Below are 13,707 nucleotides of genomic sequence, written 5' to 3' on the forward strand. Positions count from 1 at the left end.
GGCGGGAGCACGCCGGGGCGAACGGGGTCCGCCGGTCAGTCGAGCAGCCGCTCGCGGAGCGTCTTCTTGGAGAACTTGCCCGTGCTGGTCTTCGGCAGCTCGTCGACGAACCAGACCTCGTCGGGCAGCCACCACTTCGCCACCCGCTCGCGCAGGTGGTCGAGCACCTGCTCGGAGGTGAGCCCGCTGCCCGGCTCGGCGACCACGCACGCCACCGGACGTTCGGTCCACTTCGGATCAGACTTGGCGATCACCGCCGCCTCGGCCACGTTCTCGTGTGCCATGATGTGGTTCTCCAGCTCGACCGAGGAGATCCACTCCCCGCCCGACTTGACCAGGTCCTTGGTCCGGTCCACGAGCCGCACGAAACCGTGCTCGTCCATGGTGGCCACGTCGCCGGTGCGCAGCCAGCCGTCGGAAGTGAAGGCGTCCCGCCCCTCGTCGCCGTAGTAGGAGGAGGCGATCCACGGTCCCGCGGCCTGCAACTCACCCGGGGTGGCGCCGTCCCACGGCTGTTCCTGCCCGGTGTCCATGTCCACGATGCGCAGTTCCACCAGCGGAGCGGCCTGTCCCTGCGTGGAGCGCACCTCGATCAGGGCCTCGGCGTCCAGCCCGTCGTGGTGGCTGCGGGGACTGGCGACCGAGGCCAGCGGGCTGGTCTCGGTCATGCCCCACGCCTGGGTGATCGGAATCCCGATGGCTTCGCGCCACCCCTCCGAGAGGGCGGTGGGTATCGCGGCTCCGCCGCCGACGACCACCCGCAGACTGGACAGGTCGTGCTCCCCGAGCAGCGGGAGCATGCCCATCCAGATGGTGGGCACCCCCGCCGTGGTGGTGACGCGGTGCCGTTCCAGCATGCTCACCAGCGCCTCGGGCTGCATCGCCGGGCCTGGGAAGACGATCGAGGTTCCCGCGAAGACGGCCGAGTACGGCAGGCCCCAGGCGTTGACGTGGAACATCGGCACCACCGGCAGCATGACGTCCCGCTCGCTGAGCCCCACGGCGTCGACGGTCAGGCTGACCAGGGAGTGCAGCACCGTGGAGCGGTGTGAGTAAACCACGCCCTTGGGCTGGCCGGTGGTTCCGGAGGTGTAGCACATCGCCGCGGCCGCGTTCTCGTCGGTGATCTCGAAACGCCCCCGGAAGGGCTCGGCGGCGGCCAGCAGGTCCTCGTAGTCCCGTATCCGGGGATCGTCGGGGATCTCGGAGTCGGCCCCGTCGTCCAGGACGACGAAGTAGCGCACGGTGGTCAGCTGATCGGCCACCGGCCACAGCACCGGCAGCAACGAGCGGTCCACGAACACCACGTCGTCGGCGGCGTGTTCGGCGATGTAGGCCACCTGCTCGGCGAACAGCCTGATGTTGAGGGTGTGCAGCACGCGTCCGGTGCAGGGCACGCCGAAGTAGAGTTCCAGGTGACGTTGGGTGTTCCACCCGAAAGTGGCCACCCTGGCCCCTTCGGGGACGCCGAGTTCGTCCAGCACGGTGGCCAGTCGGCGCACCCGCGAGGCCCATTCCCCGTAGGTGCTTTCGACCTCGCCACGCAGCGTGGTGGTGACGATTCGCTTGTCGTGGAACTGCCGCTCCGCCCGGTGGAAGATGTGCGGGAGGGTCAGCGGGCGGTCCTGCATCAATGCCTGCATATCGGGCTCTTTCGTTCTCGTGAGGCGCGAGCACCCCGGGGGGAGAGCCGGCACAGGCCGAGCTCCGGTCGGCGTGACAGATGACACAGTAGTGTGTATCACCCACTCGGGGGTATTGGCACCATCTCGCCGAGCCCGCGATGCGCGGGGGAGCGTCGTACCTCGACACACCGGCGGTTTCCCGTGAGATCGCCGCGCGGGCACGGACACCCCTTCCCGCCGAATGGGAAAAGTACCGGTCAGAAGTCCTGCTCGGAGTCGCTGTCGTGCCGCCACGTGCTTCGCAGCCTGCGCAGGTGCACTCTCCTGCTGAGCCGGATCACGGGGCGGACGGCGAGTTCGATGCTGCCTACCAGGAACAGCCAGGTCCCTTCCGTGGTGGTGGCCTCCCAGAAGAAGAGAACGCTGCCGATCATGAACCACAGCGCGATCAGGATATCGTTGACGATGCTGAGCACCTCGTAGCGTCTGCGGATCAGCAGCTCTTCGCGACCTATCCGAAGCACCAGCGGTGTGGAGTGGGCGGGATCGGACTCGTGCATCGGTTCAACGTCCCATCAGTACGTCGTTCCGCCGGCACCACCGGGCCGGGTTTCTCCGCCACCGGGGTGAGCGGGCCGCGCGTACCCGGCGGCGGGGCCGGTCACGCCCGGGCGGGTGCGACCGGTGAGATCGACGGTCCCGACTCACTCCGGCGCGACGAGCTGAATGAGGTTGCCGCACGTGTCGTCGAGCACCGCCGTCGTCACCGGCCCCATCAGCGTCGGTTCCTGAACGAAGGTCACCCCCACCGCCCGCGGCCGCTCGACCTCGGCCCCGACGTCGGTGACCGCGAACGAGGCCGCCGGTATGCCGTCGGCGAAGAGCGCCTCTTTGTACGGCCGCACCGCCCGATGGCCGTCCGGTTCGAGCAGCGGCTCCGGACCGTCCGGTTGTTGCGGCGAGACGACGGTCAGCCAACGGGCGTCCCCGATCGGGACGTCGTTCTTGCGCTCGAAGCCGAGCCTCTCGGTGTAGAACCGCAGGGTCTTGTCCTGGTTGTCGACGAAGACACTGGTGATGTGGATCCGCCAGTTCGTCTCTCCTCGCTGGGCACCGGCCGTCGATCGGGACGGTCGATGATCGGCGGGGTGGGGCATTCCTTCGCGACGCTCACGGGCGCGGTACCGGGGCCGCGTCGCGCGACCGCGGGCCGGTACCCGGTCAGGCCACGCCCTCGGGGCTGGCTCCCTCGATGGATACCCCCGAAGAGGTGATGCGTTCGATCTCGGCCAGGTCATCGGCGTCGAGTCGCAGGTCGGCAGCGGCGAGGCTCCGCTCGATGTTGCGCGGGCTGCGGGCACCGACGATGGCGACGTGCACGCCGCGCTGCGCGAGCACCCAGGCGATGGCGAGCCGGCTGACGTCGGTTCCCCTGTCGGCGGCGAAGCGGGCGAGCTGGTCGACCACCTCCAGGTTGCGCCGGAACGTCTCGCCCCGGAAGGCGGAGGACTGGGAACGCCAGTCATCGGCCTCGAAAGTGGTCTCGGGGGTCAGCCTGCCGGTCAGCAGTCCGCTGGCGAGGGGGCTGTAGGCGAGCACCCCGATGTCGTGCTGCCGCGCGTAGGGCAGGGTTTCCCGTTCTATGCCGCGCCGGAACAGGTGGTAGGGCGGCTGCAACGTCTCCACCGGACGGGTGCGCTCGAACTCGGCGAGCTGGGCGGCGTCGTAGTTGGACACGCCGACATGGCGGATCTTTCCCTCGTCGACGAGTTCCTGCAGCGCGGCGGCCGTCTCCTCGGCGGGGGTCCGTTCGTCGGGCCAGTGCACCTGGTACAGGTCGATGTGGTCGATCCGCAGGGCGCGCAGGCTCTCGGTGACCCCCTGGCGCAGCGAGTCGCGCCGGGCGTCGCGGGGACGCCGGCCGCCGGGGTTGATACCGCCCTTGGTCGCGATCACGAGGCTGTCGCGGTCACGCTCCAGTTCGGAACGCAGCGCCTGCCCCAAAACCTCTTCGGATTTCCCGAAACCGTAAGCCTGGGCGGTGTCGAAGAAATTGACCCCCAGTTCCCGCGCGTACCGAATAGCCGTAATGGCCTGTTCCGCGTCGAACGAACCCCATTCGCCGCCCAATTGCCAGGTGCCGAAGGCGATCCGCGACACCTCCATGCCCGTCCTGCCCAACACGGTCGTCTGCATACCTCCATGACACCGAAAATTCCGGGAACACGCCACCGCGCGGAGAAACCGCCCTCGGAGCCGACAACGACGAGTCGGAAACGAAACCGAAAAATCACTCTTCCGGGGTGAATCCGACCGATTCGCTGGCGACGGCGCGCGCCGGTTGGCCATGTTGATCACAGGTCTCGCGGTTCGAGACCGCATCCTTCCACCCGTCGAACCGAAAGGTGGCGCGACATGCGCGTTCTCAGCCCCGGCCGGTATTCGCACGACGAGCCCGCGTCCAGTCCGCTCCGCGATCCGCTCACCACTCGTCCCGCCCGCGCGCTCCTACCTCTCCTGACGGCACTGCTGCTCGGCGCGGTGGCCCACCCCGCCCAGGCGGGAGCGGTCACCGACACCCCGCAACCCTGCGACCTGGGCGTCTTCTGCGCCTGGCCCACGGTGGACTACGGCGGCGAACGACGTTCCATGGACCTGCGCAGCACCAACATGGAGGAATGCGTCCGGTTGGGCGGAGATGTCGAGGCGCGTTCCTTCGTGAACCGAATGGACAGACCGGTCACCGTGTACCAGGACGCTCGGTGCGCCACCACGGCGGACTTCAGCACGTACCCGAGCGGGAGCTTCGTCCCTCGGGCGCCGTACGTGGTGCGTGCCGTGAAGGTGTGGACGCACTGAGGGAACCGTCTCCCCTCGCCGGGCGCGGAGCGGATGGCCATCTCGGCGGAACCCCGGCTCCCGCCGAGGTGGCCGTCGGCATCGAACGGCCGAGCACCCCGGCACGCCCACCGGGGACGTGCCCGGGAGTTCCCCGACAGTGGCGGCCACAGGAACGGTGGTTCGGGACGGCCCCGCCGTGGGGACGAGCACGCGCACCCGAACGAGCACCGGGCCGTGGCGGACTCCCGTCAATCCACGAGGCGGGAAATCAGTTCGGACAGTTTCCGCGCCGAAGAGTCCCAGCCGAATCCCGCCGCGTGCGCGCGTGCCGCCGCCACCACGGAATCCCGCGACTCGACATTCTCGGTGCGCCGTACCGCGGCGGCGAATCCGGCGGGCGATTCCGGATCGAAAAACCACGCCTGCCCGCCGCTGACTTCGCGGAATATGGGAATGTCACTGCACACCACGGGGGTTCCGGCGTTCATCGCCTCGATGACCGGTAACCCGAACCCCTCGTCCCGCGAGGCCGTCACCAACGCGGCGGCACCGCGCAGTAGCCGACGGTACTCCCGCTCCTCGACCCCGTTCCGGAAAACCACCTCCACCCCTTCGGGAACGGCCTCGCGCAGTTCGCGCTCCCGCTCCGGGGGGATCCGACTCAGCAGCTGCAACCGGTAGCCGGGCAACCGCGACATGCCCGCCAGGAGCGTCGCCACGTTCTTGTAGGGCATGAACGAGCCCATGTAGAGCAGTTCCCGGCGCTCCCCCGTGCCGGAGCCACTGCTGACCTCCCCGGCCGTCTCCGCCACCCCGGGCGCTTCGCCGTCCCGCTCGACCGATCCGTCCGAGCCGCCGGTCCCCGGCGCGTTGGGCACCACCGTCACCGGGCGAGCGGTCAGCCGGTGCCGCTCGATCAGGTGCTTGGTCGTCTCGCTCACGGTGACCACCGCGTCCGCGCGGTTGAGCAGCACGCGCTGCGGCCACCAGGCGTGGTGGAACAACCACCAGGCGATCCGCACCGGCAGCGGCAGGAAACCGGGCGGCCGGGGGTCGCGGTAGTAGATCAGGTCGTGCAGCGTGAGCACGAGCGCGTACCGGCGCCGGAAACCACCGATCACCTGGAGCGGACTGAACACCACCTCGGCGCCGAGCCGGTGAAGGGTGCGCGAGAGCCACAGCTCACGCGGCGAGAAGGGGCTGTTGATCAACCGGTGGGGCACCCCGCTGGGGAGCAGCCGCAGCTGCCGGGTGTCGTGGATCAGCATGGTCACCGGCCGGATGCGGTGCAGCGCTTCGATGATCCCCGCCCCGTACCGGCTGATGCCGTCCGGGAAGTCGGTACGCGTCCAGCGGGCGTCGACGAAGACCCGCTTCCGCGGAACGGCGCCCTCGGACGGAACGGGAGCGCTCTCGGACGCGGGCTGGTCGCTGAAGCTCATGCGACGTCCAGGAAGTCTCGGATCAGCTCGGCCGCGCGCCGAGGTGCTTCGTAGTGCACCAGGTGCCCGATCTCCTCGATGACCTCCAGCCGCCCGTCCGCTAGGGACTCGCGCACCGGCCACTGCCCCCAGAGGGGGGCTATCTCGTCCGTCTCCCCGGCGATCAGCAGGGTGGGCATCGACAGCCCGGCGGCGTGGTCGGCGACGGTGCTCCGGAGCGAAGCGCGGTAGGTCTCGGCGAGCAGCGCCGGGCTGTGGAAGCGACTGAAGTGCCGCAGGTGACTGTCGTGCACGAAGCGCCGCACCCTGGGGTCCCGGCTGCGCGACATCGCGTGGCCCGCGGCGAGCACGATCCAGCGGTTCGAGAGCAGGGCCCTGCCGAGCCGGGTCGGCAACAGCTCACCGATCCGGTAGTAGAGCGAGGTCAGACGGGACAGCACCGCACCGGCCCCCTGCCCGGCGGGAGCGGAGATCGGGTTGAGCAGCACCAACCGGCCCACGAGCTCCGGAGCTCGGGCGGCGACGGCGGCGGCCAGCACCGAACCGAACGAGTGCCCCAGCAGGTCGATCCGCTCCCCGGTCGGCTCGACCCGCCGCAGCAGCTCCAGCACGGCGCGGGCGTATCCCGCCACGTCGTGGCGGGAACCGCTCATCGGACCCGAATCACCGAACCCCGGCAGGTCCGGGATCACGAGCTCGCGCTCCGGCAGCGCCGCGGCCAGCGGTTCCAAGCCGTGGTGGGTACCGCGCAACCCGTGCAGCAGCACCATCCGGGGACGCCGTCCCGAGGGGGCGGGGCACGGCGCCTCCGCGGCGCACTCCCGTCCGGGCCGACCGGAAAGGAGCGGGGCGTACCGCCAGAAGTGCAGCGTGCTGCCGTGTGTGGGCAGTCGGTCGCGGCTGCGCCGCCCTCGGAGCTCGGGATGGGGCTCCTGCCGTGGCTCGGTGGCTGACACGGCGACCTCAACCCGCCAGTTCGGTGTGGATCTCCACCGGATCGTCGGCCCTCCCCGGGTCGATCAGGTGGTGGTAGACCGATTCGAACCTGGTGAGCACGGCCTCGATGTCGTGGGCCTCGGCGATGATGTGCTGGCTGAAGGCCCCCATGGCGTCCACGGTGGCGCGCTCGGTGACCACCTCGTCGATCGCCTTGGCCAGCGCGTGCACGTCACGCGGGGGGTAGAGCCAACCGTTGCGCCCCGGCCGCACCAGATGCGGCAGGGCCATGGCGTTCGCGAGCACCACGGCGGTGCGGGCCGACATCGCCTCCATCGTCGCCAGGCTCTGCAGCTCGGCGATGCTGGGCATGCAGAACACGTCGGCGCGGGCGTAGGCGGCCAGCAGCTCCTCCTCGTCGACCAGCCCCGCGAAGCGCACCCGGTCGGCGATGCCCAGTTCCCCGGCGAGCTGCTCCAGCGCCGCTCGCCTGCTGCCCTCACCGATGATCTCCAGCCTGGTGGGGGCGTCGGTGTGCAGCAGTGACATGGCCCGCAACAGGTCGTCGATGTGCTTCTCCTCGTCGAGCCTGCCGACGAACAGCACGTTGCGCACAGCCGGATCGGGGTGCTGCTCGCGGTACTCGGCCGCGGCGCTGCGGTAGCGGTCGATGTCGATACCGCACGAGATCGGCAGCGCACGTTTGGTGAAACCGTGCTCCTGCAACAGCCGCACCGCCCTGGGAGTGGGTGCGGTCACGGTGGCGGCCTTGCTGTAGTGCCTGACCAGGTTGCGCCACAGCACCGCGGCGGCGGTGGACTGCAGGAACCGGGGGATGCGGAGATAACCGAAGATGTTCTCCGGCATGAAGTGGTTGGTGGCGACCAGCGGTATGCCCGCCTTCTTCGCCGCGTTGATCAGCCCCCTGCCGATGAAGAAGTGCGACTGGACGTGGACCACGTCCGGACGGATCTCGCGCAGCAGGCGCTTGGCCTCGGAGGAGGCACGCCAGGGCGGACAGACCCGCGTCGTGGGGTGCAGGGGCGTGCCGTAGGAGCCGACCCGGTGAACGGTGACGCCGTCCTCGGTCGCGGTGCACGAACGACGCTCGGGTGCGTGACAGATCACGTGCACCTCGTGACCACGTGCGGCCAGCCCTGTGGCCAACCGGTGGGCGAAGCTGGCGGCACCGTTGACATCGGGCGGATACATGACGGCTCCGAGCACGATCCGCAGCGGCCGCCCGCTGAGTTGCGAAGTCACCTGCTACTCCCGTTACGAACTATCGACCGACGTTACCCGGCGGTCGCTGCCGTCCTCGGCCACGGTATGCGCACCACTGTCCCGGTTCTCCGGGTGGTAGCGCGCCAGCGCGAAAACACCGGCACAGGCCACCGCCGCGCACACGGCCTCGCCCACCGCTGTCCAGGGACCGACGGAGTCGGCCTCCCCCAGCAAACCGATCCCCAGGCCGACCGCGACCAGCGGATCTATCACCGTCAGACAGGCCACCACCAGGTCGGGCGGACCACTGGCGTAGGCGTGCTGCAACAGCCACCCACCGGCCAGCACCGAAACCCCCATTCCGAGCAGCAACCACAGCTGGACATCCGCCAGCCGCCCCGCGGTCACCTGTTGGGAGACCGCCCGCAGCAGCAGCGAGACCAGACCGTAAGCCACCGCACATCCCGAGGCGTAGGCGATGCAGCGCAGCGAACGACTGGTCAACAGCCCCAGCAGCCCGAGCGAGAATACAGCCACGGTCACCAGCTGGATCGCCGTCCCCGCCGCCTGCGAGCTCACGGAGGTCGGTGTGGCGGTGCGGGCCGCGAGGAAGACGAACGCCGAGACACCGGCCGTGATCCCCAGTGCGGCGAGTACCGAGGAGCGTGGCAGCCGGTCCAGACCGATCCCGGACTCTCGGGAGTTCAGCAGCACGGTGAGCGGCAGCGCCAGTACTCCGACGGGCTGGACCACGCTGAGCGGGGCCAACCCCAGTGACAGGGCGTGCAGCACCGTTCCGCCGCCCAGGCAGATCAACCCGAGCAACCAGCGTGTGTTGGCCACCAGCCGCAGCTGGTTGCGGACCCCCAGTTTGCGGTCGGAGATGGTGGCGTGCACCGCACCGTGCTGCAGGTGCGCGCCGAACGCGTTGCCGAAGGCCCCCGCGGCCGCGAGTAATACCGCGATCGTGGTCATTTCGGATCACGTCCGCTCACGGGGCCACCATCCACCGCGCCGGGACCGCGTTCTCACCGTGAGGGGCCGGAGTCGTTTCGGGTGACGGATGTGCCTCGAACCTCCCATTTGGCTCCTCCGGAACTGTTGTCGAGACCAATCTCGCCCACCGAGGTCTCACCGGCATCGGGGGCTTCCCCCACACCTTCCCTGAGTCGTCTCCGACACGTTCACGCGGATACCGCGACCGGTGACCGTGCCGGAGGGGCACACCGACGCGCACGAAGACCGCCGGGCGGGGCCACCGAGCTCAGGCATCCGTGCGCACGACTGTAGAACACAGCTCTCGGACGGCGGGGGCGCTTCGGAAGAACGTCTCCCCAACCGCCGCGCGAGGAGACCGAGCTCATCGGACCGCACACCAGGCGATCGGAACGAACGCACGCACCGCGACATCACCCAACGAGATCAACTTTTCCCGCCGCGTAGTGAGTGAACCCACACGAACCGGTAACCGGTGGGCACTCGACGCCGCCAGGCGACGACGTACCGTGACCTCAATCGAAGCGGGAGAGGAAACCGGTCGGGCCGCGGAAGCACTCGCGGAAGAAACGGGAACCGAATTCGTGAACGGATCGCACAAAACGGAAACGACGGTTGATCTCGCCCAATTCGGGAATACGGAAGCAACCCAGCACCGGCCGACACGTCCTACAAGACAGAAAGGACCGGTCAACGACGATCCCACCGAAACATGGTGGCAACTGGAGGTGACCGCAATGGTCCCGCACCGACCGAACAAACTCGGTCTCCGCGCTGTGGCAGCCTCGACGGCGCTGTTGGCCGGCGCGCTGCTAGGCGGCTGTGGCCAGCAACAACAGTCCGCCACGAACGAGCTGGCAGGCTCGGCCGACAACGCCGTGGATCAGCCACCGAGCCCGAGTGACCCCACACCGACGAACGAGCGCGAGGATTCGAAGATCACCGAATCGGACGACGCGGCCGATCCGGCGGCGAATCGAACGGAATCGAATTCGACGAACGGGGAATCGGCGTCGGAAACCGGCGACGCGAACACCGGACGATCCGAGAGTGGTTCGACGGCACGACGCCCCGAATCACGACGCTGCCACACTTCGATGCTGACTGCCTCGCTGGAACCGGGTCACCCGGGAGCCGGACAGCGCTACGCGGAGCTCACGCTGCGCAACACCGCCGACAGGACGTGCACCGTCCGCGGCTATCCCGGCCTGGAGTTCACCGGCTCCAACGGGACCACCCTGCCCACGGACGTGGAGCGGTCGACCGATCCGGGGCCCTCGACAGTGCGACTCGCCCCGGATGAGAGCACCACGACGACGCTGCACTGGGGAGTGGTTCCCACCGGTACCGCCTCGACGGGCGAGGACTGCGAACCGCTGCCATCCGCCCTGCGGGTGACACCTCCCGACGAGACCGACGTCCTGCGACTGCGGTGGGACTTCGGGCGGGTCTGCGGCAACGGGCACGTCAGCGCCACGGCCTTCCACTGAGCGTCACCACGCTCCACCCGAACGTGCTGACCGAGGCTGCCCTATCGTGTCGATGATCGGCGTGACGCCTTCGGCACCGCGATCGGCGGAACCGCCACCGCCCGTCGGCCCCGAAAACTCCGAGGAAGAACTTCGGCGAGGTTGCTCCCATGATCGAATCGAGACGATGGACGCTGCCGGGCACCGAGGCCCGGTTGGCGGTGCACAGCTGGGTGAGCGACAAGCCGGGCTGGATCGCGCTGTTCTCGCACGCCTATGCCGAGCACGCCGGGCGCTACCACCGCCTGGCCGAGAAGCTGGCCGCCTCGCGGGCAGTGGTGTGCGCGGTCGACATGGCCGGGCACGGCGATTCGGAGGGTGAGCCGGGGGTGGTGGAGGACGTCGAACACCTCGTCGGCGACCTGGAAACCCTCCGCCGTCGGGTGGTCGAGTGGTACCCGGGGCTGCCGGTGGTGTCCATCGGACACGGTCTCGGCGGCACGGTCGCGGTGCGGCACGCCCAGGAGTACCAGGAACACCTGGTGGCGCTGGTGCTCTCGGCCCCGGTGCTGGGCACCTTCAACGCCCTGGACCTGCTGGCCGACGAGCGCATACCGCGTACCCCGGTCGATCCGGCGAACCTCTCGCGGGATCCCGAGGTGGGTCGGGAGTACCTCGCGGACCCGCTGGTCTACCACGGTCCGTTCCCGCGCAGCACGTTGACGGCGGTCGCGAAGATGCTGCGCACGATCGGCGACGGCCCCACCCTGGCCGTACCGACCCTGTGGCTGCACGGCGAGAACGACGAGCTGGTCCCGGAGGCGGACACCCGCGAGGGCATGGAACGGCTGCGCGGGCCGGAGTTCCACGAGCACGGCTACGCGGGGGCGCGCCACGATCTGTTCCACGAGACCAACGCCGAAGAAGTGCTACACGATGTGGTGACATTCATCGGACGAGAACTGAACACCTGACCGAGCTCCGCCGAGGGGCGGCCGCCGGTGGTGGCGCCGAGGAGCCCACCACTGATCGTCCGTCCGTGTGGCTTTTCGGGCCGAATACTCATTCGAACGCGTGAAAGACAACCTCGAACGGGTTGCGGGCCGGTTCCGCGCCAGGCAGCGTGACTTTCCGGAGCGCATAGCCGTTCCGACCCACGACTCGGTACCCGACCGCACGATCGAGGCGGAGTCCATGGACAACGTGCCACACGCGCAGGACCTGATCGGAAACGAAGTATACGACCGGGACGGCTCACGTATCGGACGTGTCGGCAACATCTACGTGGATGACACGACGCACCGCCCGGAATGGGTGACGGTGCGCTCGGGACCACTGGGAGTCCGGGAGAGTTTCGTCCCCCTCGGCGACGCCTCGGCCGAGCGGGGGACACTGAACGTCGGAGTCTCCAGGGAGCAGGTGCGGACGGCGCCCCGGGTGGACGCCGAACACGGCCACCTCTCCGACGAGGACGGTGAACGTCTCCGTGAGCACTACCGGATCGCGGGCGTGGCCGTCCCGGAACCGCGTGGATCCACGGCACGCCGCTCGACCGTGGAACCCCCTTGGCAGCGCGACACCGGTTCCGGGGCGCACGAGCTGCCCGCCGAGGCGATGACCACCTCGGAGTCCGGCAGACACCACCGCCCGGACTCTGTCCCCCGCCCGGGGCACCTGATCCCTCACGCGGAGGAAGGCGCCGGGGGCAAGCACCGCAAGGAGGATTGAGCTCCCACCGCATCGGACGATCGACAACACCTCGGGAGCCCGCGGGACAATATCGGGCGTGACCGCTGATGAGTCCGGTATGGAACTGCTGATCACCGTGGTGGTGGCCGCCGAGGACGAGGGGACGGCGCGCGAGGCATGCGCCGGGATCACCTCACTCCTCGGAGGTCGTGTGATCCACACCGCCGACTGCTCCGACGAGGAACCCGGCTGCCGTTCGGTGACGATCAGCCGGAGGACGACCGCGCCGGGCACCGGCAACCCCGCGGCGACCCTGGCACGCGTCCTACGGAACACCCTGCGCACCCTCGGCAGCGGGTTCACCGGCAGCCGGGTCTCCTGCGAACCGCCGAGCGCGTGGACCGTGGTGGACGCTCCGGAACTGGTGGGCGAGCTGGTTCCGGGCGGGGAGCGAATCCTGCTGGAGGCATGGCAGACGGCCGCGTCCTCCCCGGAGGCCGCGACCGGAGCCCCGGACACCACCGACCGGACCGCCTTCCAGGGCACCCGTCGCTCCGGCTGATGCGGCGTTTCCGGGCCGGGGTGGTGACCGCGGGACGGACGCGGCGACCGCGCCGGCCGTACCGCACCGGTCTCGTGACGGCCACACGCGGTGCCCACCTGAAGACGGGTGGGTGACCCCGACTAACTTGGTGATCGACATCGGCCGCCGGACGGGACGGCCGGACGGTCGGCAACGAGCATCCGACAACGCTCACCCCCGGAGAGGATCCGAGACAGATGGCAGGTGTGGAAGAGGTTCGTGCGGGCATCGCACTGGCCAACCAGAAGGCCTCGGAAAGCGTGGCCGCCTTACAACAGGCCACCCTCTCCCTGGAGGAGGCGCAGCAGGCGCTGGCAACCGCCACCCAGGGCAGCGGACAGGAGGAGATCCAGCACGCCTACGGAATGCTCGCGGAGGCCGCGCAGAGCCTCAACGGCATCCAGGGAACGATCAACGCCAGCATCACCTCGGCCGAGAACTACGCGGGACGGCTTTGATCCCGTGTCGGCACTCGAGGAGCTCCAACAGGCACTGCGGACGGTGTCCGACCACCTGGAACAGGCCCAGCGGCAACTCGTGACCTCGCGTACCGCGCTGCACCAGGCGGAGGGGGCGCTGCGGGGGCTGGATCCGGACAACCCGGAGACAGTGGTCCCTCGGGGGATGCACCGGGCCGACGACCAGATCGAACACGTACTGTCCACGGTGGAGCACGTCGACGAGGCGGTTCGCCGGTTCGCGACCGGGCTGTAGGGCCGTGTCGCGATTCGGTCGTGCTCCGCACCTGCCCCGCCTGCCCTCGACGGGGCCGGTGCGGACCGAACCGGACGAACACTTCACTCGCGAGAGTGATCGTGTGGTGCTCGCCCTGGGGTCGTGCCCACTCCGAGCCGTTCGGTACGCGGGTAACTCCCGACATGCCGAGGAGGAACGAATCACAC

At 69.3% G+C, this 13,707-nt stretch carries 15 protein-coding genes; 7 read left to right on the plus strand and 8 right to left on the minus strand.

The annotated features are described in order from the left end of the window. Positions 1-35: 35 nt before the first annotated feature. The 4 genes from BLQ75_RS01490 to BLQ75_RS01505 form a co-directional block, all read right to left on the minus strand. Positions 36-1,643 (minus strand): long-chain fatty acid--CoA ligase, encoded by a 1,608-nt coding sequence (locus BLQ75_RS01490; protein WP_092596545.1) that lies wholly within the window; start codon positions 1,641-1,643, stop codon positions 36-38. A gap of 239 nt (positions 1,644-1,882) precedes the next feature. After that, on the minus strand, positions 1,883-2,185 hold the full coding sequence (locus tag BLQ75_RS01495) for a YrhK family protein (RefSeq protein WP_092596548.1): 303 nt from the start codon (positions 2,183-2,185) through the stop codon (positions 1,883-1,885). Between the two features lie 144 nt (positions 2,186-2,329). Beyond that, positions 2,330-2,782 (minus strand): VOC family protein, encoded by a 453-nt coding sequence (locus BLQ75_RS01500; protein WP_092596551.1) that lies wholly within the window; start codon positions 2,780-2,782, stop codon positions 2,330-2,332. Between the two features lie 64 nt (positions 2,783-2,846). Beyond that, positions 2,847-3,821: an aldo/keto reductase gene (locus BLQ75_RS01505; protein WP_211481101.1), complete on the minus strand. Its 975-nt coding sequence runs from the start codon at positions 3,819-3,821 to the stop codon at positions 2,847-2,849. Positions 3,822-4,040: 219 nt separating this feature from the next. On the opposite strand from BLQ75_RS01505, the gene BLQ75_RS01510 reads away from it, so the two are divergent. Continuing rightward, positions 4,041-4,484, plus strand: coding sequence for a peptidase inhibitor family I36 protein (locus BLQ75_RS01510; protein ID WP_092596554.1), 444 nt, complete (start codon positions 4,041-4,043; stop codon positions 4,482-4,484). Between the two features lie 230 nt (positions 4,485-4,714). Here the strand turns inward: BLQ75_RS01510 and BLQ75_RS01515 are convergent, their stop codons facing one another. From BLQ75_RS01515 to BLQ75_RS01530, 4 genes are read right to left on the minus strand one after another with little or no spacing between them, the layout of a single operon-like run. Further along, a complete protein-coding gene (locus BLQ75_RS01515) occupies positions 4,715-5,908 on the minus strand; it encodes a glycosyltransferase family 4 protein (RefSeq protein WP_092596557.1) in 1,194 nt (397 codons plus the stop codon). After that, positions 5,905-6,864: an alpha/beta fold hydrolase gene (locus BLQ75_RS01520; RefSeq protein WP_244515153.1), complete on the minus strand. Its 960-nt coding sequence runs from the start codon at positions 6,862-6,864 to the stop codon at positions 5,905-5,907. Before BLQ75_RS01520 ends, BLQ75_RS01515 begins: the two co-directional genes overlap by 4 nt. A gap of 7 nt (positions 6,865-6,871) precedes the next feature. Further along, positions 6,872-8,107, minus strand: coding sequence for a glycosyltransferase (locus tag BLQ75_RS01525; RefSeq protein ID WP_244515154.1), 1,236 nt, complete (start codon positions 8,105-8,107; stop codon positions 6,872-6,874). Positions 8,108-8,119: 12 nt separating this feature from the next. Then, complete coding sequence (locus tag BLQ75_RS01530) at positions 8,120-9,043, minus strand: hypothetical protein (RefSeq protein ID WP_092596563.1); 924 nt, start codon at positions 9,041-9,043, stop codon at positions 8,120-8,122. A gap of 1,118 nt (positions 9,044-10,161) precedes the next feature. Between BLQ75_RS01530 and BLQ75_RS23285 the strand changes: the two genes are divergently transcribed. The 6 genes from BLQ75_RS23285 (at position 10,162) to BLQ75_RS01560 (ending at position 13,519) form a co-directional block, all read left to right on the plus strand. Beyond that, the gene (locus tag BLQ75_RS23285) at positions 10,162-10,554 is read left to right on the plus strand and encodes a DUF4232 domain-containing protein (RefSeq protein ID WP_170837265.1); all 393 of its coding nucleotides are present in this window, start codon (positions 10,162-10,164) and stop codon (positions 10,552-10,554) included. Positions 10,555-10,703: 149 nt separating this feature from the next. Further along, positions 10,704-11,507, plus strand: coding sequence for an alpha/beta fold hydrolase (locus BLQ75_RS01540; protein WP_092596569.1), 804 nt, complete (start codon positions 10,704-10,706; stop codon positions 11,505-11,507). 100 nt (positions 11,508-11,607) lie between these two features. Next, a complete protein-coding gene (locus BLQ75_RS01545) occupies positions 11,608-12,261 on the plus strand; it encodes a PRC-barrel domain containing protein (RefSeq protein ID WP_211481102.1) in 654 nt (217 codons plus the stop codon). 58 nt (positions 12,262-12,319) lie between these two features. Beyond that, the gene (locus BLQ75_RS01550) at positions 12,320-12,784 is read left to right on the plus strand and encodes a hypothetical protein (protein WP_139182882.1); all 465 of its coding nucleotides are present in this window, start codon (positions 12,320-12,322) and stop codon (positions 12,782-12,784) included. 218 nt (positions 12,785-13,002) lie between these two features. Beyond that, entirely contained in the window at positions 13,003-13,263 is a 261-nt protein-coding gene (locus BLQ75_RS01555) for a hypothetical protein (RefSeq protein ID WP_043575913.1), read from the plus strand. Between the two features lie 4 nt (positions 13,264-13,267). After that, a complete protein-coding gene (locus BLQ75_RS01560; RefSeq protein WP_092596574.1) occupies positions 13,268-13,519 on the plus strand; it encodes a hypothetical protein in 252 nt (83 codons plus the stop codon). The last annotated feature ends 188 nt before the right edge of the window (positions 13,520-13,707 follow it).

The organism is Actinopolyspora xinjiangensis (assembly GCF_900104475.1).
GTDB lineage: Bacteria > Actinomycetota > Actinomycetes > Mycobacteriales > Pseudonocardiaceae > Actinopolyspora > Actinopolyspora xinjiangensis.